The organism is Nocardia sp. NBC_01009, assembly GCF_045208035.1.
Classification (GTDB): Bacteria; Actinomycetota; Actinomycetes; order Mycobacteriales; family Mycobacteriaceae; genus Nocardia.
In genome coordinates, this window is record NZ_CP108695.1 from 4,782,806 (window position 1) to 4,807,774 (window position 24,969).

The window sequence follows — 24,969 nt, forward strand, 5'->3', positions numbered from 1 at the left end:
GGCCAGACACGGCGTGTTGGGCACGAGATCTACTGCGGCTGTTCGGCGACGACCTTTCCGGCGTGCACCGCGGCGACCAATGTGCTGTGGTCTTCCTCGGTGCGGTCGGCGTAGCGGACCGCGAAGCGGGCGACCGCGTCGTCGAAACGATCGTCACCGTCCAGATAGCCCGCCACCAGCCGCGGATCGAGCGACCGCGAATGTGCGCGAGCGAGCAGGGCGCCTGCGAGCCTGCCGTAGTCGTCGAGATCGCTCGACGGCAGACCCGCGGGATCGATATCGCCTTTGAGGTTACGGAATTGGCGCACGACGAACGGTAGTGCACCCGTGGGCAACTCGAGTGTGGTCCAACCGAGCAGGATGTCGCTCTCGGACTGAACAAGCCTGGCGCCCTGCACAATTCGTTCCCCCTCGTGTCGCGGCGGCGGCGCGTCCAGGAACGGGGCGAGCGCGGACGGGTTCGCCTGTTTCACCTGGAGCACCAGTGCCTCTCCGTCATTGCCGTGCAGCAGCGCAACATAGCTGTGCAACCCGACACTACCGGTGCCGACGATCCGAAAGGCAATGTCGGACACGGCAAATCGGGCGATCAGATTCCGGCGGGACTCGCGCAACGTGTCGGTGTACCGTTCCAGGCCGTCGGTGACAGCTCCGGCGACCGTAGCCTCGACGTGGGTGAGAATCGGTGGGTCGCTGACGAATCGGTGCTTGCTGATGCCGGTCTCGTGATCCTCCAAGTGCTCGGTCCACTTCGCCACCACCTTGGCGCTGGTGTTCTTGCGCGCCTTCTTCGCAGCCTTCTTGAAGTCGTCGAGCAGATCGTCGGCTCTGGCCTTGCTGATCACCGATTCGTCGGGGAGTGCGGTCCACGATTCCATGAACGGCAGCCGCGCCAACTGGGTGACGGCGAGCCGGTAAGAGGTCGCCGCGTCGCGTGCCGCCTGGTAGCAGTTGTCCTCGTCGGCACCGCCCTCACGGCCCGCGAGCACTAGACTCGCCGCGAGTCGTTCCAGGTCCCACTCCCACGGCCCAACGATGGTTTCGTCGAAATCGTTGATGTCCATGATGATTTCGCCGCGCGGCGTGCCGTACAGGCCGAAGTTCGCGGCATGCGCGTCGCCGCAGATCTGCGCGGCCAGCCCGCTGTCGGGGCTGCCTGCCAGATCGGCGGCCATCAGCCCGGCCGCGCCACGGTAGAAGGTGAACGGGGTGGCGAGCATGCGGCCGACGCGCAACGGCGTCAGATGCGGCAGCCGACCCGCATTGCTCGCCTCGATGAATTCGAGCACGCTCGGGCGCGTGGCCCAGGTGGCCGCGCGATCACGAGCGGTGACCGGAACCCGCTGGCGTTGCGCACGGCCGCGGGCCAGCACCTCGTCGGCGGGCACGTAGGTGCGAAGGTCGATACCACTGTTGGACACAACATCCCACGCTAGCCGGTATGGAACCGCCTGGTCTTGTCGGATTCGCCACGTCGGCCACGTCCCGCCGCCCGCCCGTGCCGGGGGAGCGCAGCGACGGGACGGCTGTTCAGTTGGCCGGAACGCCCGGGTCGACCGGAGTGATCGGCAGATGCAGCGCGCCGGGCGCCGCGCCGGGGACGGCCGGATGGTTCGGCGCGACCGGGGTGATTCGCTGGTAGGCGGTGCCGAGCGCCGGGCGGGCGTCCGCCTCGTCCTTGTTGGGCCAGAACGCCATTGCCCGCTCGGCTTGTGCGGTGATGGTCAGCGACGGGTTGACGCCGAGGTTGGCCGTCACTGCCGAGCCGTCCGCGACATGCAGCCCGGGATGCCCGTACACCCGCTGATACGGGTCGACCACCCCGGTGTCGGCGCTCTCGCCGATGACGCAACCGCCGATGTAGTGCGCGGTCGCCGGGATGTTGAGCACGTCCATGATCAGGCCGTGGGTGTCACCGTTCACCTTCGCGCCGAAACGGCGGCCGACATCGTGGGCCAAGGGAATCCAGGTCGGGTTCGGTTCGCCGGTGCCCGCCTTGGTCTTGAGCTGCCCGCGCTTGCGGAAGGAGGTCAGCGAGTTGTCCAGCGACTGCATCACCAGCAGGATCACCGACTTCTCCGACGCGTGCCTGGCATTGAGACTGCGCAGGAACACCAGGGGATGCAACACGATGGCCAGCAGGAAGCGCAGGAACCGGAACGCGCCGCCGTCGACGATCGGCACCGACATCGGGAACAGAGCGTTCTGCCCCTTGCCGTAGTGGCACACCTCGATATGGGTGTCGGCCTCCGGATGGATCGAGGAGGTGATAGCGATGCCCTCGGCGAAATCGTGACGTGCGCGACTGACCACATTGAGGATGGCCTCGGAATTACTGCGCGTCAGTTCGCCGAGGCGCGGCGAGAGGTTGGGCAGCACGTGCTCGTCGCGCATCTTGTGCAGCAGCTTCTGGGTGCCGAGCGCGGCACCGGCGAAGACGACCTGTTCGGCGGTGAAGGTTGTGCGCTCCTTGCGGATCCAGCGATCCGAACGCACGGTATCGATCGCGTAGCCGCCCTCCGGAAGCGGCCGCACCGCGGTAGCTGTGGTGAGTGGGCGGACCTCGGCGCCGGCCTGTTCGGCCAGGTAGAGGTAGTTCGTAGGTGTGGTGTTCTTCGCGTTGTTGGGGCAGCCGGTGAAACATTGCGCGCAGTGCACACAGCCGCGCCGCCGTGGGCCCGCGCCACCGAAATAGGGATCGTCCACTTCGGTGCCCGGGTCGTCCTCGTTGAAGAACACCCCCACATCGGTCGGATGGAAGGTGTGGCCGACGCCGAGGTCCTCGGCGATCTCCTTGATCACCTCGTCGGCCGGGGTCATCCGTGGATTGGGCGCTACGCCGAGCATGCGCTGTGCCTGGTCGTAGTACGGCGCGAGCTCGGATTTCCAGTCGGTGATGTGCGACCACTGGTTATCGGTATAAAAGTTCGGCAGCGGCTCGTAGAGGGTGTTGCCGTAAATCAGCGAGCCGCCACCGACCCCGGCGCCGGAGAACACCGCGCACTTGCCGAGGATGCTGATCCGCTGCGGACCGGTCAGGCCGAGCCGCGGCGCCCAGATCGAGTTGCGCACATCCCAATTCGTTTTCGGGATGTCCTCGGCATTCCAGCGTCTGCCCGCCTCGAGCACACCGACCCGATACCCCTTCTCGGTCAGCCGCAGCGCGCTCACACTGCCGCCGAACCCGGAACCGATCACCACCACGTCGTAGTCGAATGCGGGCATGACTTCCTCTCACTGACCGAATAACGGATGAGATGTTTGCACAGTCATTCTGTCACCGGGTCGGATGCGACGGAATCCATAGCATGCCGCCGTGCCGATGTGGTCGCAACCGGCGTGCCCGGATGGCGCCGGCGGGGGTCGGTGCGGTATGCACGGGCTGTGACAACGGAATCGGGGACCACGGAGCCGGGCGAGCGCGCCGGCTCCGGCAATGACGGCGCGGCCGGCGGTATCTTCGCCGACCGCATCCTCACCGTCCCCAATGCGCTGAGCGTGCTGCGCCTTCTGGGGGTGCCGCTGTTCCTGTGGTTACTGCTGGTCGAGCGGGCCGACGGCTGGGCGTTCGCGCTGCTGGTCGCCAGTGGCGTCACCGACTTCCTGGACGGCAAGCTGGCCAGGCTGCTGGACCAGTCCTCGCGCCTCGGTGCGCTGCTCGACCCGTTCGTGGACCGGCTCTACCTGGTGACGACACTGGCCGCTTTCGTGATCCGCGGGCTCATCCCATGGTGGGTCGCGGTGATCTTGGTCGGTCGTGATCTGCTGCTCACGCTGACGCTTTCGGTGTACAAACGTCGCGCACTCGACCCGCCGGAGGTGATCTACCTGGGCAAAGCGGCTACCTTCGCGTTGATGTCCGCATTGCCCTGGTTGCTTGCAGGTCAGATGGATTGGGCGCTGGCAGGTTTCGGCCGGGCCTTCGGCGGGGCATTCCTGGTCTGGGGTACGGCGGTGTATGTGTGGACGGGTGTCCTCTACACCGGGAAGGCCGTCGCCGTAGCGCGAGCGATACCGTCTGTGCCGCACCGGTCCACATAGCGATTAGAGTTTGCGTGAAGGTTCCCGACGGAAAGGACGGCCTGTGACCCAGACCCCCGAGGATCTGCGCTACACCGAAGAGCACGAGTGGGTGCAACGGATCAGCCCGACACGGGTTCGGGTGGGCATCACCGATTACGCCCAGTCTCAACTCGGTGACGTCGTGTTCGTGCAGCTGCCGGAGGCAGATCGGGATGCGGCCGCCGGCGAGAGCATCGCCGAGGTCGAGTCGACCAAGAGCGTGTCCGATATCTACGCTCCGTTGGCCGCGAAAGTTGTTGCGGTGAACGAGGATCTGGTGCAGAAGCCGGAGACGCTGAACACCGATCCGTTCGGCGAAGGGTGGCTGTTCGAGCTCGAACTGGCCGACCCGGCAACCCTGGATGCTGCACTTGGCGAGCTGCTGGATGCCGCAGGTTATCAAGGAGTTATCGGGGGCTGAATCAGCCTTCCCGGTTCTACCTGCACGGGTACGCCCCGGCAGGGTACGGTCAAAGCCAACAGATGTGCCGGTGAGCTGATCCGGTGTTCTAGCGTCAACGATCCCAGGTCGTGGCGGTGAAGGCAGCACCTGCTTGCACGGATAATCAGGTTCGAGGAGGAGAGAAACGGTGAGCGAGAACAAAGACCCGGGTTACGGGGAGACCGCGGCCGAGACGACGTCGGTCTTCCGCGCGGATTTCCTGAACGAGGTCGACGCGTCGCGCTCCGGGGAGCCGACCGGTGAGCAGCCGGTCCAAGGGGTCGAGGGTCTGCCGGTTGGTGCGGCTCTCCTGGTGGTCAAGCGCGGACCGAATGCCGGCTCGCGGTTCCTGCTGGATCAGCCGACCACGTCGGCAGGTCGCCATCCCGACAGTGACATCTTTCTCGACGACGTCACCGTCAGCCGTCGGCACGCCGAGTTCCGGCAGGACGACGATTCCTTCCAGGTGGTCGACGTGGGCAGCCTCAACGGCACCTACGTCAACCGGGAGCCGGTGGACTCTTCGGAGCTGCAGAACGGTGACGAGGTGCAGATCGGAAAGTTCCGTCTCGTCTTCCTCACCGGCCCGCGCGCTCAGGCGAACGAGTCGTCTGCGGGTGCTGGCAGTCTATGACGCACACGGCACGGGTCCTCGTGACGGCCGTGTTGGCAGGGAAGAACGCGGCTTCATGAAAGACTCGATGCTATGACGGGCGCGGCGCAGTGGGCGCGCGGAGGCATGTCGATCGGCTCCGTGCTGGACCTGCTGCGGCCGGACTTCCCGGACATCACCATCTCGAAGATCCGTTTCCTCGAGGCCGAGGGTCTGATCCGGCCGGAGCGCACTCCGTCCGGATACCGCAGATTCTCGATTGCCGACTGTGAACGGCTCAGGTTCGTACTGACCGCGCAACGCGACCAGTACCTGCCGTTGAAGGTGATCAAGGAGCAGCTCGAAGCGATCGACAGCGGTGCGGCGACGCTCGGTGTGCGGGAAGCCCGCGCCCGGGCGCACGCCGTCCGCGACAACGAGCTCGCCACACCCTCCGAGAATGGTCGGGCCGCCCGCGGCGTGACTGTCAGCGCGCCGCGCAGGCTGGGTGTCGTGCCCGGTGAGGTCTCGCCGGACGAGCTGCGATTCGATCACGAAATCCGGCTCACCCGTGCCGATCTGCTGACGCAGGCCGACATCGACGAGAAGTTCTTGAACGACCTGATTCGGGCGAATCTGATCACCCCCGGCGCCGCGGGCTTCTTCGACGCCGAGGCGGTGACGCTCGCACGGACCGCCAGGGCGATGGCGGAATTCGGTCTGGAGGCGCGGCACCTGCGCGCCTTCAAGCTCGCCGCGGACCGGGAAGCGGCGCTGGTTGCCCAGATCGCCGCCCCGATCGCCAAGAGTCGCGATGCGGGCGCCCGCGCCCGCGCAGAGGAGACCGTGCGCGAGCTTGCCGCGCTGTCGCTGACCCTGCATACCTGCCTGGTGAAAGCGTCGGTGCGGAACTCGCTCGGCGGCTGAGTCTTCGGTGCGTCGTCGCTTGTCACGGCCGTAGCGGGTTCCACTCCGACAACACGGAGATTTCGGCTGTGCACACGGATCGCTAGACCCCTTCCCGTTCGCTTAGACTCGGTGGTACGGCGAGCTCTGCGGTAGTCATGCCGGGTGGCCGGCGGAGGTATTGGGAGGCAGTGCGATGAGTGAGCGCAGCGAGCGAATCATGTCACAGGGTGCTTCGCGCATGCCGGAGCTGAGCGTTAGCGAGGCGCAGGCATGAGTGAAATGCGCGTGATCGGCATTCGTGTCGAGCAGCCACAGAACCAGCCCGTGCTGTTGCTCCGTGAGGCGTCCGGCGATCGGTATCTACCGATCTGGATCGGACAGGCCGAGGCGACTGCGATCGTGCTCGAGCAGGAGGGGGTGACCCCGATTCGTCCATTGACCCACGATCTGATCAAGATCCTGATCACCGACCTCGGGCACACCCTCAAGGAAGTGCGGATCGTGGATCTGCAAGAGGGCACTTTCTACGCGGATCTGGTCTTCGAGAACGATCTACGGGTTTCGGCCCGGCCCTCGGATTCGGTAGCGATCGCGTTGCGAGTCGGTTGCCCGATCTATGCCGAGGAACCGGTCCTCGAGGAAGCCGGATTGGTCATGCCGGACGAGCGCGAGGACGAGGTCGAGAAGTTCAAGGAGTTCCTCGAGTCGGTTTCGCCCGATGACTTCAAAGCCACTGACAGCTGAGGGATTTCGAACTTTCTTCTAGACCTCAACTACAGGTCGAGACTCTTACCGCGCGTCGCGTTTGGTCGGACGATGCCGCTCCCGGGACAATCAGAGGGAGTAACCTCGATAGTTGGGCCACGTCCGTTATGACTGGGTGTATGTGGTCAACGGAGCCGGGACATTGATGAGGCCAAGGCGTCGGCGAAGCAAGGGAGTGGTCAGTGGCAGAGCAATCGCAGGGAGTGGTACAGCCAGGCCTGTTCCCGGACGATTCGGTACCTGACGATCTTGTCGGCTACCGCGTTCCCAGCGCATGCCAGGTAGCCGGGATCACCTATCGGCAGCTCGATTACTGGGCGCGCACCGGTCTGGTCGTGCCGTCCATCCGGAGCGCCGCGGGTTCGGGCAGTCAGCGGCTGTACTCGTTCAAGGACATTCTGGTCCTGAAGATCGTGAAGCGACTATTGGACGCGGGGATCTCGCTGCAGAACATCCGCATCGCGGTCGACCACTTACGCAGTCGCGGCGTGCAGGACTTGGCGGGCATCACACTGTTCTCCGACGGCACCTCGGTGTACGAATGCACCTCGGCCGAGGAGGTAGTTGATTTACTGCAGGGTGGGCAGGGCGTTTTCGGCATCGCGGTGAGCGGTGCAATGCGTGAGTTGACCGGCGCGATCGCCAACTTCCCAGCCGAGCGTGCCGTCAGCGGCAGCGCGAGCGAGCGCCCCGAGGACGAACTGTCATTCCGGCGCAAGGCGCGGATGAACCAGAAGACCGGCTAGAGATTCCATGGGAGTGCCCGTCGCATGCGGCGGGCACTTTGCTTTGTGCGGAAAGTGACGAGGGCGACACCGCCATCCGGGGTCCGGTGGCGCGGTTCGTTGCGCGCGCGGCATAAACTGGCGGTGCGTCGCCGCCGTGCGGGAGAGTCCCGGTCTTCAGAAGAGTCCGGGCGCCGAAGGAGCAGCACCTCCCCGTCAACCTCTCAGGCAACAGGGACCGTTCGGGCTTCGACGCCTCTGGAAAGTGGTGACCGCTGCAGACAGCGCACGGTCGCCCGCCCATGGGGAAAGGGGTCGCACCCCGAATCTCTCAGGCTCCACGACAGAGGGGGAGGGCTGGTATTCGTCGACCGCGTTGGTCGACCCGCCCGACCTTGGGAGCTGCTGCCGTGACTCGATCATTCGCCGACCGCCATATCGGACCCGACCGGGACGAACTCGCCCGGATCCTGGACGTCGTCGGCGTCGGTTCGCTCGACGAGCTCGCCACCGCCGCCTTGCCCGCGAGCATCCTCGACGGCTCCGGTCTCGATGTGCTCCCGCCCGCGGCCACCGAGCACGAGGTGCTCACCGAGCTGGCCGAGCTCGCCCATTCGAACACCGTCGCGACCTCGATGATCGGCCTCGGCTACTACGACACGTTGACCCCGCCCGTACTGGTGCGCAGCCTGCTGGAGAATCCGGCCTGGTACACCGCCTACACCCCCTACCAGCCCGAGATCAGCCAGGGCCGTCTCGAAGCGCTGCTCAACTTCCAGACCATGGTGTCGGATCTGACCGGTATGGAGGTCGCCAACTCCTCCATGCTCGACGAGGCCACCGCGGCTGCCGAGGCGATGACGCTGCTGCGCAGGGCGGGCCGGTCGAAGTCCGAGCGACTGCTCATCGACACCGACCTTTTCCCGCAGACCAAGACCGTGCTGTACACCAGGGCCGAGCCGCTCGGCATCGAGATTGTCGAGGCCGACCTCTCCTGCGGTCTGCCCGACGGCGAGTTCTTCGGTGTGCTGGTGCAGATTCCCGGTGCGTCGGGCCGGGTGGTGGACTGGGCGCCGCTGATCGAGGCGGCACACGAGCGCGGTGCGCTGGTCGCCGTCGGTGCCGATCTGCTCGCGCTGACGTTGATCACGCCGCCGGGGGAACATGGCGCGGACGCCTGCTTCGGCACCACACAGCGGTTCGGCGTGCCGATGGGCTTCGGCGGACCGCACGCCGGATATCTGTCGGTGCACTCCAAGCATGCGCGGCAGTTGCCGGGCCGGCTGGTCGGCGTCTCCGTCGACGCGGACGGTTCGGTCGCCTACCGGCTCGCACTGCAGACCCGTGAACAGCACATTCGCCGCGAAAAGGCGACCTCCAACATCTGTACCGCCCAGGTGCTGCTCGCCATCCTTGCCGCGATGTACGCCAGCTATCACGGTCCCGACGGATTGCGGGAGATCGCGCGGCGGGTGCACGGCCATGCACGGGCCATCGCCGCCGGACTCGACGGCGCCGTCGTGCACGACAACTTCTTCGACACCGTGCTGGTGCACGTGCCCGGCGGCGCGGAAGCCGTTGTGGCGAAGGCGAAGTCGCGTGGCATCAACCTGCGACTGGTGGACGCCGATCACATCGGCATCGCCTGCGACGAGGCCACCACCGCGGCGCATGTTGCCGCCGTGCTCGAATCCTTCGGTACCGCACTGTCTTCCGAGGCGTCGGCCCCGGCCGCGGGCGGATCGATCGAGACCCGCGCCTCCGAATATCTCACGCACCCGGCCTTCAGCAGCTACCACACCGAGACCGCGATGTTGCGATACCTGCGGCGGCTGTCGGACAAGGATATTGCTCTGGACCGCAGCATGATTCCGCTCGGTTCCTGCACCATGAAGCTGAACGCGACCGCCGAGATGGAGGCCATTACCTGGCCCGGCTTCGCGCGGGTGCATCCGTACGCGCCGGTGGAGGATGCGCCGGGCCTGTTGCGGGTGATCCACGATCTGGAGAGCTGGCTCTCGGCGATCACCGGGTACGACTCGGTGAGCCTGCAGCCGAACGCGGGCAGTCAGGGCGAATACGCCGGGCTGCTCGCGATCCGGCGGTACCACCTCGATCGTGGTGACACGCACCGGGATACGTGCCTGATTCCGTCCAGCGCGCACGGCACCAACGCGGCGTCCGCGGCGATGGCCGGGCTGCGCGTCGAGATGGTGAAGTGTCGTGACAACGGTGATGTCGACCTGGACGACCTGCGCGCCAAGATCGCCGACCACGCCGACCGGCTGGCCTGCATCATGATCACCTACCCGTCCACGCACGGCGTGTACGAGCATGAGGTCGCCGACCTGTGCGCGCTGGTGCACGACGCGGGCGGTCAGGTGTATGTCGACGGCGCGAATCTGAATGCGCTTGTCGGACTTGCCCGTCCGGGTCGCTTCGGCGGCGATGTGAGCCACCTGAACCTGCACAAGACCTTCTGCATCCCGCACGGCGGCGGCGGTCCGGGCGTCGGCCCGGTGGCGGTGCGCTCGCACCTGGCGCCGTACCTGCCCGGCGATCCGCTCGAAACCGGTTCGCACGCGGTGTCGGCCGCCGAGTACGGCTCGGCCTCGATCCTGCCGATCACCTGGGCCTACATTCGGATGATGGGCGCCGACGGTCTGCGCAAGGCCACGCTGACCGCGATCGCCTCGGCCAACTACATCGCCCGCCGCCTCGACGAGCACTTCCCGGTGCTCTACACCGGCGAGCACGGCATGGTCGCCCACGAGTGCATCCTGGATCTGCGCGAGATCACCAAGCAGACCGGCGTCACCGTCGATGATGTCGCAAAGCGTCTGGCGGACTACGGTTTCCACGCCCCGACCATGAGCTTCCCGGTCGCAGGCACCCTGATGGTGGAACCGACCGAAAGCGAGAACCTGGCCGAACTCGACGAGTTCATCCTCGCGATGACCTCGATCCGCGATGAGATCGACAAGGTGGCCGCCGGCGTGTGGCCGGTGGAAGACAACCCGTTGCGCGGCGCACCGCACACGGCGGCGTGCCTCGTCGGCGAATGGGATCACCCCTACAGCCGGGAGGTCGCGGTGTTCCCGCACGGTCTGACCCCCGACCGTGGCAAGGTCTGGCCGTCGGTTCGCCGTATCGACGGTGCTTATGGCGACCGCAACCTGGTCTGCTCCTGCCCGCCGCTGGAGGCGTACGCCGACTGACCACCGCCATACCGGCCCGCCTCCTCTCTTCGGAGGTTGGGCCGGTATGGCGCGAGCATCGGTTCGTTTATTGTGCCGCAACGGGTTCGGCTGCTGTCGGGAACCGGGCGGGCGTCCTCGCTCCGAGGACATCTTCGGCAGCTGCGCGCGCTGTGGTGCGGCTCGTGCCGCGCGGATGACCGAACCGATCGTCGGCGGTCTGCGCGCTCAGCTATGAGGGGCGAGCCGGGCTCAGGGTGTGGTCAGCGCGTGCACCATGGCGGTGCCGAAGCTGATGTCGTCGGAGCTGGCCAGGCGAGTGTAGGTACCGCCGGTGCGCTGGGTGGCGGTTTGCAGGGTTTCGGTGCCGTTGCCGCCGATGACGATGACGTCGATGCGGACAGGGCGGGATTTGTCCGTGGCATTGCTGAGGTCGGCGATCAGTTTGGTGCCGGTGACCGTCGAGTCGTCGTCGGGGCCGTCGGTGATCAGGAGGACCGAATTGGTGCGGCCCGCGGTGTAGCCCTGGACCGCGGCGCGATAGGCGGCCAGTAGCGAAGGGTACGCCTGGTCGGTGCGGGATTCGGTGGGGCGCAGGGTATTCAGCGCTGTGGTGAGAGCGGTTCGCTGGTCGACGGTGAGTGGTGCGGTGACCGCCTCGACCCGGTACGGAGCGGCACCGTCGAGATTTTTGCCGAAGGTCCAGACACCGAGGCCGAAGTCCGGCGGCATGACATTCATCGTCGAGGTGAGTGCGCCGAGGACATTCGTGAGTCGGGTGGTCGAGCCGTCGGTGTTGCCCATCGAGGCGGAGACATCGAGCAGCACCGTCGACTGCACACCGAGAACCGGGTTGGCGAGGGTGGCGCGCACCTTGTCGAGCGCGGCGCGGGATGGCACGGCGGTCGCGGTGGCCGGTGCGGCAGCGAAGCCGGCGGCGGCGAAGGTCTGTGCCTGCTGTGGGGTGCGCAGGTAGTCGGCGAATATGCCTGCGATCAGGTTCTGGGTCTTGTCCACCCAGGGTCCCGACATCAATGCGGCCGGGTGGTCGGCCACCGGCGCCGCACCGGCGGGGCTGAACGTTGCGAGTCCGCCCTGCGCCTTGACCTGCTGCGCGGTGGTGGCCACCACATGAACGGGCGCGTCTGCCGGTTGGGGCGCGCCCGCGACGGCGGCCAGTGCCATCGTAGTGTCCTGAGCCTCGGGTGCTTTGGCGGCGAGCAGGGAGATTGCGGACACCACCTGGCCGGACTGCGCTGCCTGATCGGAGAGTGGATCGGTGCCGGACACGGTCGAGCCGACCGCGGCGGCCGCGGCCAGCGTCGCGTCGCCCGGCGGCAGCGCCATGCGCAGTCCGGCCCAGTCGGGCAGGCCGATCTCGGCAAGCGAACCCTGTTGCAGGCGTGGCAGATCTGACCAGGTGACCTTGGCATCGTCGAGCGCCCGGCTCAGGTCTTCTGGGACGGCGAGCACGATCGGGCTGACGGCGACCGGCGCCGGACTGCCCTCGATCAGACCTGGCGTCCGCATGGATTCGATGGAGCGCAGCGAGTCGGCGATCCACAGCGCGGGCTGTGGTCCGAGCTGCTGGTTCCACGACGCGTTCGCGGTGAAGGCCGCCACCATTGCCGCGGACGGTTGGGCGGTCACCTCGACCTTCGCACAGTGATCACGGATGCGCGGATTGGTCGCGTTGTAGGCGTCGGCGATCGTGCGCACCGAGGGCGCGATGTCCGAGTCGGCTGTGACGTACAGCGTTGCGGGCCCTTCCACGCACTCCATTGCGGCGGCGCTGTCCCGATCGGCGGCCCTGTTGCTCAGCTTGTTCCAGGCGAACACGCCCGCGACTAGCAGCACGACGGCCGCCACTGCGATAACCGGACCTTTGCTGACCCCCCGTGATCGGGTTCCGCTGCGATGAGTGCCCACGAGATCAAGTGTATGTTCACGTGAGATTTGCCGAGCGGGTGTGGCATCGATCGAGACGTCCGACACCAAACCGCCCGTCAAACCGGTGTAAGCCGGGACTTCGGGGCCCCGCTTACACCGGCTGGCTAAGGTACCGGCATTCGGTTACTCGCGGATCATCCGACCACGGTCGAATTCTTGGCCGCCCCAGACACCGGATTGATCGGTGCGAGCGGCGAATTCACCGCAGGCCACCCGGATCGGGCAGCCCGCGCAGACCTCGCGGGCATAGTCGAAATCCTGCGACGGATACGGAAACCACGCTTCGTGATTCGGGTCACCGCGGCAGGCCGCTCGGTGCCAGCCCTGGCTGTCCGAGACCGGGAGCAGATCGCTCAGTGTCGATTCGGCGGGTGCGGTTGTCTCCAGTCGGACGTTCATGGCGGTCCTTCTCCTTTCTCACGCGGCTCGAGTGCCTGCCAGTTGCTTCCAGATCTGCCGCTGCCGCTTTTCCAGATGATGCGGCGCCTTCGGCTCCCACAGCAGCCGCATGCCCGCCTCCTCGGGGGTGCGGTCGGCCTTGATCGTGTTGCACGGCGCGCAGCAGGCGATCAGGTTGCTCCACGTATTCGGTCCGCCGCGGCTGCGCGGGCGGACGTGGTCGACGGTGCTGGCCCGCGCGGCGCAGTAGCCGCACCGGTGGCTGTCGCGGCGCAGCACCCCGGCCAGCGTCGCGCGGCTCTCGTCCTGCACTCGGACCACATGCTCGAGGTACACGTAGCGCAGCAGCCGGATAGTTTCCGGCAGTGCGATCTCGAGGTGCCTGGACCGGATCGGGAAGTGCGGTTCCCGGTCGGCGACGGATTCGGCGACCCCGCCCATGAGCAGCACGACGGCCCGCTCGGCAGTGATCTCGTCGAGCGCCTCGTAGCTGGCGTTGAGCACCAGCACGCGGGTGCGTATCCAATTGTCGACAGTCAACACCACCGGATCGGCGGCACGGTGGAACATCATGGGAATCACCATGTTTCGAGTGAGGGTGAGCGAATTCGAAGGAGAGTGGCGGGCGGTCAGACGCCGGCCGGGAGGCGGCCGAGATCCGATCCACTGCTGGTTGCGCACTGGCGCGTATTGATCAAAGCCACCTCCTCCTTTCGTGGTGCTCTTGATCGCCTCGGAATCGGGTGATCGTCGTCGAATCACATGGTGGCACACCACACTCGCCGTTGTCGGGTTATTTTTCGGGGCCTCGCGTGCTTTCGGCGATCAGCGGTGGCGGAGTTTCCAGTCACAGGAATACGTAAAGGCGGTCTTGCGCAACGGCATTGACATACTGAGTCGCGTCGAGTTTCGGCTGTCGGGTCTGCCATGGGATGACATGGCGCATCGTTCTCGAGGTGGAGTGCGCACCGATCGAGTCGTGGGACCGTGGGAACGAGGGAAATGATTGCGGTCGAAGTACTGCTGTGGGGACTCGTCGCGGGACTTGTCCACTTTGTTGCGATAGTGGTCCTGTACGGAAGTCCGTTGGTGAAACGGATTTATGCCGCCGACAGCGAGGTGAGCCCGCCCGCGCGGATCGGATCGGCCAGGCCTCGCGCTATGTCCACTCGTTTGCTGGGTACGCAAATCGAGGTGTACATCATGACGATCGGGTTTGCTTGGCTGCATCCGCTGCTCCCGGTGCACGGTCTGGCCGGAGCGATGCTGCTGGCCGGGTTGTTCGCCGCGCTGCGGGTCTATCCGCCGGTCTGGGCCCTGTGGATACAAGGCGCCTACTCCAACGGATACCTCTTCGTCGAAGTCGTGGGCGGTGTCAGCGGTACCGTAGTCGTAATGCTCGCGCTGTATTTCCTGATGTGAGGGTAGGCCCCAGAGCGGGGCTAGCCGGTTCCGAGCTCGTCCAACGGCTCATGTCTGATCGACCAACCACTGGCGCAGCCAGGAGGTGGCGGTGGCGCCCGACGGGTCGACGACGTAGGCGGGATAGTTCTGGTGGACGAAGGAGTTGTAGAACTCCTCGAGTTTCTGCTTGCGCTCGTCCATGCCCGGATCGGCGAGCTGGTTCTGCAACATCGGGACGATGCCGACGGTCATCAGATCGTTGAAGATTGCGACGGCTTCCTGCTGGTAACGCCACAGCTGCGCCGGGTTCGGATCGGAAGCCTGGGCGAGGAAGCCTGCGAAACGGGCCGCGAAATCGGTGGGCGGGGTCGAGCAGTACAGGTCGCCGTCCGCGCAGAAGGTCCGGGTCTTGTGGCTGAGGAGGCCGAAGCCGCCGATCCGCGGACCACCCGCACCCGCACCCTGCACCGGCGGACCGACGAGCGCGTCATTGGGGGAGCGGCGCGGATCCGAGACGAGGCCGACCGCGGCGATGCGCTCCGGTTCGACCGGACCGAAGCCGGTGCCGATTTCCGCGGCCAGGTCGCCGGCGGCGTCGGCGCCCTGGCTGTAGCCGATGAGCGCGATCTTCGTCGCGCCGCACCGCCGAGCCATGGCGGTGACCAGGCCGCGGGCGTTGTCGGTGGCCTGCTTCTTGGAGCGGCCGTAGACGTCGACCTCCCACGGGAAAGCGGTGGCGGCATAGCTCACGTAGTCGGTCTGCACATCGGAGGGCAGATTGTCGGTGACGCTCGCGAGCATGCCCTCGCCGGGCTTGCTGTCGGAGGTCTCCCAGGTACCGGGTATCGCAACGACGTAGAGATCGGGGCACTCGGGTGCGGCAGGCGCTATGCCTGCTCCACCGACGGCGCCTGCCGCGCCGATCGTGACAGATCCGACGATGGCGCCGATTATTCTGCGAATCATCATGTTCATACCCCGGGTGTGCTGGTTCCGAAGCTGGCTGGTTGCCGCTGGCGACCACGTTGGTCCCCACACTGACAACCGTACGGTCTGTCCGGGGAGTTCGATGGGAATCACGGCCGACAAAGAGTAGACATTTTCCGCCGACCGTCCTGCGCAGGCTTCTCATCAGGGAGAATGATCCGATTCCGGCTCTGCCGCATTTGAATTGGGCGGCCGACCAGCTCTATGTGTGGGCCGCCCTGTGCGGCAAGAGGTTTGCCGACGTGTCAGCTCTGTTCGAGTCGGGCCGCGCCGAAAGACACGTTGAAGCGTGCTGCGAGGTGGCACCGGAGGAGACAGGGGAGGCGACCGACGGCGCCGCCTCGTTCACTGTCGTGTCGGTGAACAATCGCCATGGCTCGAACAGCGCGAGCCCGACGCCGACGCCGATCACCAGCAGCCCGGTCAGCACCCAGGTGATCGGAGAGCGGGCTATCGTGCGGACGGACATCATCCTTCTCCTCCGGATCTCGTGACCACGGTTCGACCCAGTCAACCTCGTTGTGGCGGATTTCGCCCCCGACTGGTCATCTGGAGCGCTCGGCGCGGCGTGTTAACGCCGGTGTGTTGTTTCGAGCGACCCGCACGTCGTGTTCAGCCGATCGGGGAGTGCCCCAACAGCACGCGTCCGCTGAACCGAGTCTGCTTGGCCCGCGGGAGCGGGTGGAACAGACTGCCGTGCACGTCGCGGTAACGCATTTCGATATCGCAGGTGCGGGAATAGCCCAGACCGCCGACGGTTTCGATGGCGAGGCGGACGGCCGAGATGAGAGCCTCGGCGGCCACCGTCTTGCGGCTCAGGGTGCGGGCGGCGTAGGCATCGGTGTTGTCGAAGCGCAGATTGTCGGATACCTGCTCACCGCGTCCGGGCAGGAGCTGGAACCGATCCTCTTCGGCCTCGGCGAATGGGGCGCCCGCTGGACCTTCGGCGAACCGCGGCAAGAGGAACTCGACCCGGGTCTGCTGGTCTGGTGGATGCACTCCCGGCTGGACACCTCGTCGTTTCCCGGCAAACGGCACGTGTTCGCGGTCCGCTTCCGCGACGAGGTCCGCCGCTACTGGATCGTCGTCGAATCCGGCATCGCCTCGGTCTGCGTCGGCGACCCCGGCTACCGGGTCGACGTCACGATCACCGCAGACATGGCCTCGCTCTACCAGGTCTGGCTCGGCCGCATGCCCCTGTCGCACGCTGTGCGAACAGGCCGCGTCGAATTCGCGGGCCCGTCCGCACTGACCCGCCGCATGCCCTCGGTACTGAAACTGAGCCCCGTTGCGCCGTACTCGGATTCGCTATCCACCCTCGACCCCGCCACCCGCGCCTCGTAGCGGCGCCGCGAATCGCCGGGCGGGCGGGGCCGATAGGGTGTCGCGTCAGAGGTTCCCGACGAGGTGCTCGAGACGGCGCGCCACCAGTTCGCGTGCCTGTTCGCGCAGCGCCGGGCGGTAGCCGCTCGGATAGACCGGATCGCCCGGGGCGTAGTCCTTCAGCACCTCCTTGGCCAGCGTGATCTTGTGGACCTCGGTCGGTCCATCGGCAATGGCCATGACCTCGGCGTAGTTCATCATGTCGACGAACGGGAGATCGGTGCTGACGCCGATGGCGCCGTGCAGATGCAGTGCGCGCTGTGCGATGTCGTGCATCACCTTGGGCATCGCGACCTTGATGGCGGCAATGTCCTTGCGCACCTTCACGTAGTCCTGTTCCTTATCGATGCGCCACGCGGTGCGCAGCACCAGTAGCCGGAACTGCTCCATCTCGATCCAGCTGTCGGCGATGCGTTCCTGCGTCATCTGCAGTCCCGCCAGCGGTCCTTTGCGCATCGGCCGGGAGACGGCGCGCTCGGCCATCATGTCGAAGGCCTTGCGCACCAACGCGACCGTGCGCATGGCGTGATGCACGCGGCCGCCGCCGAGACGGGTCTGGGCCACGACGAAACCCTGACCTTCGGCGCCGAGCAGATGGTCGGCGGGGACCCGGACGTCGGTGAAGCGCAGGTGGCCCTCGTGCTCGCTGAAGCCGTGGACGTGGAAGTTCTTGACGATCTCGAGGCCGGGGGTGTCGGCGGGCACAATGAACATCGACATACCCTGGTACGCACTGACTTCGGTGTCGGTGACCACCATGACGATGTGGAAGCTCGCGAACTGCGCGTTCGAGTTGAACCACTTCTCGCCGTTGATCACCCAGGAGTCGCCGTCGCGCACGGCCGTCGTCTTGAATGTCGTCGGATCGGAGCCGCCGGTCGGCTCGGTCATCACATAGCAGGATCCGATCTCACCGGACAGCAACGGTTCGAGGTACTTCGCCTTCTGCTCCGGCGTGCCGTAGTGCGCGAGAATTTCCGCGTTGCCGGAATCCGGTGCCTGACAACCGAATATCGAGGGTGCCCACATCGAGGTGCCGAGCACCTCGTTGAGCAGCGCGAGCTTCATCTGCCCGTAGCCGGGGCCGCCGAGTTCGGGACCCAGGTGACAGGCCCACAGGCCTTGTGCCTTCACCTGCTCCTTGAGTGGCCGCATCAGCGCCATGGCTTCGGTGTTGGTGCGGTCGTAGGGATTCGGGTAGAGCAGATCCAACGGCTCCACCTCGGTGCGGACGAATTCCGCTGCCCAGTCCAGTTTCTTCTGATATTCCGGGTCGGTTTCGAAATCCCAAGCCATGGTCAGCCTTTCGTCTGTTCGGTCGGGTGCACAATGCCGTCGAGGAAGGTGATCGCGAGGATGTCGGCGATCTCTTCGGGTGTGTGACCGCCGCGCGGGCGGTACCAGAAGGTCACCATGTTCAGCATGCCGAGCACGCTGTTGGTGACGACATGGTCGTCGGTGCGCAACAGTCCGGCCGCGCAGCCCGCGTCGATGACGCGCTGCCAGCAGTGCTGCACCTGATCGCGCAGGTCTTGCAGTTGGGTGCCGCGCTCGCCGGTCAATGCTGTCACGTCGCGCAATTGGATGGCGACCTCGCGACGGTGCCGGACGATCAGGTCGACGTGACTGTGGATCAGCTTGCGCAGCTTGGTGATCGGGTCGTCGTCGCTATCGGCGATCTGTTGGGCATCGATGAGCATCAAGTGGATGTAGTCCCGCAGAATCTGCCACAGTAGTTCTTCTTTGGACCCGATGTGGTAGTAGAGCGCACCGCGCTGCACCCCGGCCCGATTACCGATCTCGGCCACGCCGGTGCCGTGGAAACCCTTCTCCGCGAACAGTTCCACAGCGGCATCCACAATGCGCTCGCGGGTCGCCTCGGCAGTCGTTTCCGTCGCGGGCGGGCGACCGCGGCGGCGTGGAGTGGCGATATCGGTCATCGGCGTGGATCCAGCACGACTTTGGAGACGCCGTCGGCTCGTTCGGCGAACATCCGATATGCACTCGGCCCCTCGGACATCAGGAGTCGATGCGACACAACCGCTTCCGGAGTCAGCCGCCCGGCCGCCGTGAGACGAAGCAGTGCGGGCAATTCGTATTGGATCGAACACAGCCCGATGTGGAACTCGAGCTCCTTGACCTGCGCCAGCTGCATATGGAAAGGAAACGCTCGATTCTGGCTCACTCCGACAACGCTGACCCGACCCCGATGTCCGACCGCGCTGATGGCGAGCTTGATCGTCGCGTCGGCGCCGACCGCCTCCAGCGCGACGTCCGCACCGCCGCCGAGCATGTCGCGGATGGCAGCCTTGGGATCGTCGGACTCGATGGGCTCTGCGCCCAATTCGGCGGCCCGCTTGCGGCGCTCGCCGACCAGATCGACGCCGAGCACCCGCGCGGCGCCCATCGCGAACGCCGACTGGACCGCCATCAGCCCCACCGGCCCGAGCCCGATGACCACCACGGTGTCACCGGGTGTGATGCGGGCCCGGCGCGCTCCGTACCAGGCGGTGGGGGCGTTATCGGTCAGCACGACCGCGGCCTCGTCGCCGACCGCGTCGGGTAGGCGCACCAAGTTTCCTTCGGCGTGGGGGACTGCGAGTAGTTCGGCCTGCGTGCCTGCCAGTGACCCGCCCAGCCCGTAGCAGGCATCGATCGGCAGGGGATGGCGTTCGCAGGCGGCGACGATGCCACGCTTGCACTGCGCGCACCGATCGCAGCCGACCGAGGCGGAGGCGAGCACCCGGTCGCCGATCGCGAAACCTTCGACATCGGGACCGAGTTCGATGATCTCGCCGACCGCTTCATGGCCGACGGTATATCCGGTGCCGTCGGTGAAGCCGTGTCCGGAATAGATGTGCAGGTCGCTACCGCAGATGCCCGCCGCTGTGACGCGGATGATTGCCCCGTCGCGCCCCGGCAATGCCGGATCGGGCACTTCGGTGAACGAAATCTGCTGCGGGCCCACGTAGGTCAATGCCTTCATCGGATGCTGCCCTCCACATAGTCGAGCGCTGTGTTGCGCGAAATCGGTGGGGTGTCTTGGTATTCAGAGGCTTTCATCGCCAGCCGCCATCCAGGGCGAGGGTGGCTCCGGTGCAGAATGCCGAGGCATCGGTGGCGAAGAAGAGCGCGGCGCCGACGATCTCGTTCGGTTCGCCCACCCGGGCCAGTGCGTTCTGTCTGGTCATCTCGGCCCGTAGCTCGTCGGGCCACGACTTGGCGATATCGGTGGCGAAGGCGCCGCACTGAATGGTGTTGACGCGCACCGTCGGTCCGAATGTCTGCGCAAGACCGCCGGTCAGATTGGACAACCCGGCCTTCGCTGCCGCGTAGGGAACCGCGAGCGGCTCCGGCCGTGCCGCCTCGATCGAGGAGATATTGATGATCGAACCGCCGCCCACAGCCGCCATGCGCGTGCCGATCACGGCGGACAGGCGGAACGGACCCTTGAGGTTCACCCCGATCACCTTGTCGAACATCGCTTCGGTCACCTGGTCCAGGCTCGGATACAGCAGCGACATTCCCGCGTTGTTGACCAGCACGTCGACCGTGCCGAATTCGGCGTAGACGGTGTCGACCAGTGCATCGCACTGCGCCCAATCGCTGACATTGCACGCCACCGGCAAGGCCCGGCGACCGTAGGTGCTGCGCACCTCGTCGGCGAGCTCGACGCACCCGTCGAGCTTGCGGCTGGCGATCACCACGTCGGCGCCCGCTTCTGCGAACGCGAGCACCATCTCCCTGCCGAGGCCCCGGCTTCCCCCGGTGACCAGCACGACCTTGTCCGACAACGACTGTCCCGGCAACGACACCCTGCACTCCATTGGTCTAGGCATACGAACCTGTAGGAAATGTTCCAGTCAGTACATTAAATGTACCGGCCGATACAATCAAGGGTCTGCACGACCTTCCGCCGCGCCCTTTGGACGCGCAGACGAATGGGCGCCCGATGGTCGGCGTGGCGGAATGCTGTGGCAGCAGGCGCCGGAAGTGCGACGCGTCGACCCGACGCATCGAGGTGTCACTACCCACGGGTAACATTGGCGGCGATTTTCCTACCCGGCTTTCTCAAAAGTGAGGCAGTAGATGACAGAGCGGATTCAGGTCGGCGGGCTCCAGGTGGCCAGCGTTCTCCACGAGTTCATCGAGAACGAGGCGCTCCCCGGTACCGGCGTAGATTCCGCCGCGTTCTGGGCCGGCGCCGAGCAGGTCATCAATGACCTCGCTCCGCGCAACCGTGTCCTGCTGGCCGAACGCGACGCGATCCAGGGCAAACTCGACGCCTGGCATGCCGAGCATGCCGGCGCGAACTATGACAAGGCCGCCTACAAGAGCTTCCTCGGCGAGATCGGCTACCTGCGCCCGGAACCGGCCGACTTCGCGATCGCCACCGAGAACGTGGACACCGAGATCGCCGTCACCGCGGGTCCGCAGCTCGTGGTTCCGGTGATGAATGCGCGCTTCGCGATCAACGCCGCCAACGCGCGCTGGGGCTCGCTCTACGACGCGCTCTACGGCACCGACGCCATCTCGGAGGCCGACGGCGCGGAGAAGGGCACCAGCTACAACCCGGTCCGGGGCGCCCGGGTGATCGAGTTCGCGCGCGCTTTCCTCGACACCGCGGCACCGCTGGCCGACGGCTCGCACCGTAGCTCGACGCACTACGCGATCGAGAACGGCGCGCTGGCCGTCACGCTGGCCAACGACGAGGTGACCACGCTGGCCGCCGACGGCGCCGAGTTGGTCGGCTACCTGGGTGACCCGGCCTCGCCGACCTCGGTGCTGCTGAGGCACAACGGATTGCACGCCGAGATCCAGATCGATGGCTCCTCGCCGATCGGCAAGACCGACCCCGCGGGTGTCAAGGACGTGGTGCTGGAGTCCGCAATCACCACGATCATGGACTTCGAGGATTCGGTCGCCGCGGTGGACGCCGAGGACAAGGTCCTCTGCTACCACAACTGGCTCGGCCTGATGAAGGGCGATCTGGCGGAGAAGGTCAGCAAGGGCGAGAAGACCTTCACCCGCACCATGAACCCCGACCGCGTCTACACCGCCATCGACGGCGGCGAGCTGGTACTGCACGGCCGTTCGCTGCTGTTCGTGCGCAACGTCGGTCACCTGATGACCAGCGACGCGATCGTCGACTCCGACGGCTACGAGGTGCCGGAAGGCATCATGGACGGCCTGATCACCTCGCTGATCGCCACCCACAGCCTCGAGGGCGACACCAAGCTGAAGAACAGCCGCACCGGCTCGGTTTACATCGTGAAGCCGAAGATGCACGGCCCCGACGAGGTCGCCTTCACCAACGAGCTGTTCGGCCGGATCGAGGACGTGCTCGGCCTGCCGCGCAACACCCTGAAGGTCGGCATCATGGACGAGGAGCGCCGCACCACGGTGAACCTGAAGGCGTGTATCGAGGCCGCGCGTGAGCGGGTCGTGTTCATCAACACCGGCTTCCTCGACCGCACCGGCGACGAGATCCATACCTCCATGGAGGCCGGGCCGATGGTCCGCAAGGCCGAAATGAAGCAGCAGCAGTGGATCCTGTCCTACGAGGACTGGAACGTCGACACCGGCTTGGCCACCGGCCTGCCCGGCAAGGCGCAGATCGGCAAGGGCATGTGGGCGATGCCGGATCTGATGCACGACATGCTCGAGCAGAAGATCGGCCACCCGCGTGCGGGCGCGAACACCGCATGGGTGCCCTCGCCGACCGCGGCCACCTTGCACGCCACCCATTACCACCAGGTGAATGTCTTCGAGCGCCAGCAGGAGATCGCCGCAGGTGGCCGCCGCGCCACGGTCGACCAGATCCTGGAGATCCCGCTGGCCGCGAACCCGAACTGGTCGGCCGAGGAGAAGCAGCAGGAGCTCGACAACAACTCGCAGGGCATCCTCGGCTACGTGGTGCGCTGGATCGACCAGGGTGTCGGCTGCTCCAAGGTGCCCGACATCCGCGACGTCGGCCTCATGGAAGACCGTGCGACGCTGCGCATCTCGAGCCAGCTGATGGCGAACTGGCTGCGCCACGGCGTCGTCACTGCCGACGAGGTGCTGGCCAGTTTGGAGCGGATGGCTCCAGTAGTGGACACGCAGAACGCGGGCGACCCGAACTACCGGCCGCTGGCGCCGGACTTCGCGGGCAGCATTGCTTTCCAGGCCGCCAAGGAACTGGTCCTCGAGGGCACCAAGCAGCCCAACGGCTACACCGAGCCGATCCTGCACCGCCGCCGCCGTGAGGCCAAGGCGCTGGACTGCCTCTGAGTTCTCGACGGTGAACTCCCTGGTCGGCACGATGTCGACCAGGGAGTTCGGCTATCACCCGAAGGTCGCTGTCGGGTGGCCGGGCGAATTCGGGGCCCGATGCCTATCCGTTACTCTTGGCCTGCACTGCAGACGCCCGATGTAAGGAAGTTTTATGGGAAGCGTTGTCCTTGATGTGATTGCCCTGGTTGCCAACCGCGCCGCGTCGTTCTGGAATTGGGCTGTCACCGGCTCGGCCGGTTTCCCGCCGCTGTGATGCCGAGCTGATCGTCCAGCATCCGAGCCCCTGGCTCGTGGCCGTCGTTTTCGGTCGCCACGGCCAGGGGTTTCTTTATCCGGCGGGTGTTTGCTCATCGGACGCCAACCCCGCTCGGCGCGCAGTGCGCTCGAGACACGCGATTGCGGCTCGGGCCACCGCTCTGCGCCGTATCTTGTTGGCATGAACAGTGTCGCCACCGCCCGCGCGCGTTCGGGCCCGCCGCGCTGGTTCGTTCTGTGGATGGGTTTCCTCACCTGTGTGGTCGCGGTCGTGTGCGCCGCGCTGTGCTGGGAGTTGGCATCCTTCGGGGATCATTTCACCAAAGTGCTGCTGTGGGTGGGTCTTTCGGTGGTCAGCGCGGTCGCGCTGTTCTTCGGCCTGATCGGTCTGATTCGGTATCACACCATTCAGCTCAGCCTCGCGGTGCCCTTGTCGATCACTGTGCTCGCCGCCCTGGTCTGGTTCGAGGTCCCGCAGGAAGCGGGCTGGCAGGTGTCGCGAGGCATCCTCGAAGACCAGTCGATCGATTGTGCCAACCCCGGGCCTCGCACCAGGCTCGGTGTCTACACCATCGTCGCCATCACTCCGCGTGATGGCGGCTGTCTGTTCTATGTCCAAGGGACATCGAAAATTTCGGAAGGCTTCGCCTACTTCCCGCCCGAAAATGCGCCGCCGAGTCTGGGTCCACCGGCCGAACGAGGTGTCGAATATCGGCCCTACGATGGGCGCTGGTACCGGTTCGTCGACTCGTCCTGAGGGCCTCGGGTGGAGCTCCGGCACTTCCTATCCCTGATCATGATCGGACGAACACCTGCGTCGAGCGATCCGCCGATTGCGTGACTTACTCGCCGAGCACTTCCGTCAACGTGCTGGCTGTTGCTCCGTTCCATGAGTCGAGCGGCGCGGTACAGCCGACGATCTCGGCTCCCTGCTTTTGACAGTACGGCGGCGTCAAGGGAGGGGCTGGGCGCCGAGCTGGGTCAGCAGAACGCTGATTACACCCGTTTCTTGGCTTTGGGATTGGAACATGGAGCGGGCGGATTCTTTGACCGGGCCGGAGGGGAGGAGTCGGTCGGCGGCCTGGGACATGGTGAGGCCACCCTGGTGGTGGCGGAACATGAGTTGTAAGAAGAGGATTGCAGCGTCGCGCCCGCGGGCGGTGGCGAGGGCGTCGAGTTCGGACATGGTCGCCAGCCCCGGCATGGTGGTGTCCGGCGGCGTCTGTGGGTGGTCGGGGGCGGCTACCGAATGGTGGTGCGGCGCGGGTTCTTCGGTGTGCATCCAGGCCATGGGGTGTGGGGACAAAGGGGTCTCGTTCGCGAGGCGGAGCCAGCCGAGCAGGGTGCCGATTTCGATGCGTTGCGCGTCGGCGAGCTGCTGTGCGAGGCGCAGAACGGTGGGGTCCGCGCTGCGGTCCAGGCGTTGCACCATGATCAAGGCCTGTTGATGGTGCGCGGTCATATCCTGGGCGAAGCCGACCTCGACCGAGGTGAGAATCGGTGCGGCGGTGTGGTGTTCGGGGAGAACGAGTGGGCGCAGTGCTGCCCCGATCACCAGCAGCGCGAAAGCCGACGAAGCGATTGCGGCGACCTTGATGCGACCGGTGTGCCAGATCGCTGTGC

22 protein-coding genes, 1 pseudogene and 1 riboswitch are annotated in these 24,969 nt (G+C 66.0%); of the genes and pseudogenes, 12 read left to right on the plus strand and 11 right to left on the minus strand.

Annotated elements, in window-relative coordinates:
* Window positions 1-29: 29 nt before the first annotated feature.
* Window positions 30-1,421 (minus strand): DUF2252 domain-containing protein, encoded by a 1,392-nt coding sequence (locus tag OHA42_RS21410; protein ID WP_406229667.1) that lies wholly within the window; start codon window positions 1,419-1,421, stop codon window positions 30-32.
* A gap of 109 nt (window positions 1,422-1,530) precedes the next feature.
* Window positions 1,531-3,225 carry a GMC oxidoreductase gene (locus tag OHA42_RS21415; protein ID WP_406229668.1) on the minus strand — a complete coding sequence of 565 codons (1,695 nt, stop codon included), beginning with the start codon at window positions 3,223-3,225 and terminating at the stop codon, window positions 1,531-1,533.
* Window positions 3,226-3,384: 159 nt separating this feature from the next.
* Here OHA42_RS21415 and OHA42_RS21420 point away from each other — a divergent pair, with 159 nt between their 5' ends.
* The 7 genes and pseudogenes from OHA42_RS21420 (at window position 3,385) to gcvP (ending at window position 10,713) form a co-directional block, all read left to right on the plus strand.
* A complete protein-coding gene (locus OHA42_RS21420) occupies window positions 3,385-4,041 on the plus strand; it encodes a CDP-alcohol phosphatidyltransferase family protein (protein ID WP_406229670.1) in 657 nt (218 codons plus the stop codon).
* Between the two features lie 43 nt (window positions 4,042-4,084).
* Window positions 4,085-4,483, plus strand: a complete 399-nt coding sequence (gene gcvH / locus OHA42_RS21425) for a glycine cleavage system protein GcvH (protein WP_328400105.1) — start codon at window positions 4,085-4,087, stop codon at window positions 4,481-4,483.
* Between the two features lie 169 nt (window positions 4,484-4,652).
* Window positions 4,653-5,138, plus strand: a complete 486-nt coding sequence (locus tag OHA42_RS21430; protein WP_406229671.1) for an FHA domain-containing protein — start codon at window positions 4,653-4,655, stop codon at window positions 5,136-5,138.
* Window positions 5,139-5,210: 72 nt separating this feature from the next.
* On the plus strand, window positions 5,211-6,023 hold the full coding sequence (locus OHA42_RS21435) for a MerR family transcriptional regulator (RefSeq protein WP_406229672.1): 813 nt from the start codon (window positions 5,211-5,213) through the stop codon (window positions 6,021-6,023).
* Between the two features lie 252 nt (window positions 6,024-6,275).
* The gene (locus OHA42_RS21440; protein ID WP_328400111.1) at window positions 6,276-6,749 is read left to right on the plus strand and encodes a bifunctional nuclease family protein; all 474 of its coding nucleotides are present in this window, start codon (window positions 6,276-6,278) and stop codon (window positions 6,747-6,749) included.
* Window positions 6,750-6,964: 215 nt separating this feature from the next.
* Window positions 6,965-7,516 (plus strand): annotated as a pseudogene (locus OHA42_RS21445) (MerR family transcriptional regulator); the annotation flags it as partial.
* A gap of 129 nt (window positions 7,517-7,645) precedes the next feature.
* A riboswitch (glycine riboswitch) is annotated at window positions 7,646-7,746 on the plus strand.
* A gap of 159 nt (window positions 7,747-7,905) precedes the next feature.
* The gene (gene gcvP / locus OHA42_RS21450; RefSeq protein ID WP_406229673.1) at window positions 7,906-10,713 is read left to right on the plus strand and encodes an aminomethyl-transferring glycine dehydrogenase; all 2,808 of its coding nucleotides are present in this window, start codon (window positions 7,906-7,908) and stop codon (window positions 10,711-10,713) included.
* A 231-nt stretch (window positions 10,714-10,944) separates the two neighbouring features.
* Here gcvP and OHA42_RS21455 read toward each other — a convergent pair whose 3' ends face one another.
* The 3 genes from OHA42_RS21455 to OHA42_RS21465 all read right to left on the minus strand — a co-directional run bounded on the left by OHA42_RS21455 (window position 10,945) and on the right by OHA42_RS21465 (window position 13,614).
* Window positions 10,945-12,621, minus strand: coding sequence for a VWA domain-containing protein (locus tag OHA42_RS21455; RefSeq protein ID WP_406229674.1), 1,677 nt, complete (start codon window positions 12,619-12,621; stop codon window positions 10,945-10,947).
* A gap of 144 nt (window positions 12,622-12,765) precedes the next feature.
* On the minus strand, window positions 12,766-13,041 hold the full coding sequence (locus OHA42_RS21460; protein ID WP_406229675.1) for a WhiB family transcriptional regulator: 276 nt from the start codon (window positions 13,039-13,041) through the stop codon (window positions 12,766-12,768).
* An 18-nt stretch (window positions 13,042-13,059) separates the two neighbouring features.
* On the minus strand, window positions 13,060-13,614 hold the full coding sequence (locus OHA42_RS21465) for an HNH endonuclease (protein WP_406229676.1): 555 nt from the start codon (window positions 13,612-13,614) through the stop codon (window positions 13,060-13,062).
* 630 nt (window positions 13,615-14,244) lie between these two features.
* On the opposite strand from OHA42_RS21465, the gene OHA42_RS21470 reads away from it, so the two are divergent.
* The gene (locus OHA42_RS21470) at window positions 14,245-14,463 is read left to right on the plus strand and encodes a hypothetical protein (RefSeq protein ID WP_406229677.1); all 219 of its coding nucleotides are present in this window, start codon (window positions 14,245-14,247) and stop codon (window positions 14,461-14,463) included.
* A 48-nt stretch (window positions 14,464-14,511) separates the two neighbouring features.
* Here the strand turns inward: OHA42_RS21470 and OHA42_RS21475 are convergent, their stop codons facing one another.
* Window positions 14,512-15,414 carry a cutinase family protein gene (locus tag OHA42_RS21475; protein ID WP_406239504.1) on the minus strand — a complete coding sequence of 301 codons (903 nt, stop codon included), beginning with the start codon at window positions 15,412-15,414 and terminating at the stop codon, window positions 14,512-14,514.
* Between the two features lie 260 nt (window positions 15,415-15,674).
* On the opposite strand from OHA42_RS21475, the gene OHA42_RS21480 reads away from it, so the two are divergent.
* Together OHA42_RS21480 and OHA42_RS21485 are read left to right on the plus strand one after the other, a co-directional pair.
* The gene (locus OHA42_RS21480) at window positions 15,675-15,926 is read left to right on the plus strand and encodes a hypothetical protein (protein ID WP_406229678.1); all 252 of its coding nucleotides are present in this window, start codon (window positions 15,675-15,677) and stop codon (window positions 15,924-15,926) included.
* A gap of 187 nt (window positions 15,927-16,113) precedes the next feature.
* Window positions 16,114-16,776 (plus strand): SCP2 sterol-binding domain-containing protein, encoded by a 663-nt coding sequence (locus OHA42_RS21485; RefSeq protein WP_406229679.1) that lies wholly within the window; start codon window positions 16,114-16,116, stop codon window positions 16,774-16,776.
* A gap of 45 nt (window positions 16,777-16,821) precedes the next feature.
* Here OHA42_RS21485 and OHA42_RS21490 read toward each other — a convergent pair whose 3' ends face one another.
* The 4 genes from OHA42_RS21490 to OHA42_RS21505 all read right to left on the minus strand — a co-directional run bounded on the left by OHA42_RS21490 (window position 16,822) and on the right by OHA42_RS21505 (window position 20,555).
* Window positions 16,822-18,111 (minus strand): acyl-CoA dehydrogenase family protein, encoded by a 1,290-nt coding sequence (locus OHA42_RS21490; RefSeq protein ID WP_406229680.1) that lies wholly within the window; start codon window positions 18,109-18,111, stop codon window positions 16,822-16,824.
* Between the two features lie 2 nt (window positions 18,112-18,113).
* A complete protein-coding gene (locus OHA42_RS21495; RefSeq protein ID WP_406229681.1) occupies window positions 18,114-18,755 on the minus strand; it encodes a TetR/AcrR family transcriptional regulator in 642 nt (213 codons plus the stop codon).
* Window positions 18,752-19,801, minus strand: coding sequence for an alcohol dehydrogenase catalytic domain-containing protein (locus tag OHA42_RS21500; RefSeq protein ID WP_406229682.1), 1,050 nt, complete (start codon window positions 19,799-19,801; stop codon window positions 18,752-18,754). The genes OHA42_RS21495 and OHA42_RS21500 overlap by 4 nt, the downstream gene beginning before the upstream one ends.
* 73 nt (window positions 19,802-19,874) lie before the next feature.
* The gene (locus tag OHA42_RS21505; RefSeq protein WP_406239505.1) at window positions 19,875-20,555 is read right to left on the minus strand and encodes an SDR family NAD(P)-dependent oxidoreductase; all 681 of its coding nucleotides are present in this window, start codon (window positions 20,553-20,555) and stop codon (window positions 19,875-19,877) included.
* A 349-nt stretch (window positions 20,556-20,904) separates the two neighbouring features.
* On the opposite strand from OHA42_RS21505, the gene OHA42_RS21510 reads away from it, so the two are divergent.
* Both OHA42_RS21510 and OHA42_RS21515 read left to right on the plus strand, forming a co-directional pair.
* The gene (locus tag OHA42_RS21510) at window positions 20,905-23,088 is read left to right on the plus strand and encodes a malate synthase G (RefSeq protein WP_406229683.1); all 2,184 of its coding nucleotides are present in this window, start codon (window positions 20,905-20,907) and stop codon (window positions 23,086-23,088) included.
* 439 nt (window positions 23,089-23,527) lie between these two features.
* Window positions 23,528-24,103 carry a hypothetical protein gene (locus OHA42_RS21515; protein ID WP_406229684.1) on the plus strand — a complete coding sequence of 192 codons (576 nt, stop codon included), beginning with the start codon at window positions 23,528-23,530 and terminating at the stop codon, window positions 24,101-24,103.
* A 195-nt stretch (window positions 24,104-24,298) separates the two neighbouring features.
* Here OHA42_RS21515 and OHA42_RS21520 read toward each other — a convergent pair whose 3' ends face one another.
* A complete protein-coding gene (locus tag OHA42_RS21520) occupies window positions 24,299-24,961 on the minus strand; it encodes a DUF305 domain-containing protein (protein ID WP_406239507.1) in 663 nt (220 codons plus the stop codon).
* Window positions 24,962-24,969 lie beyond the last annotated feature (8 nt).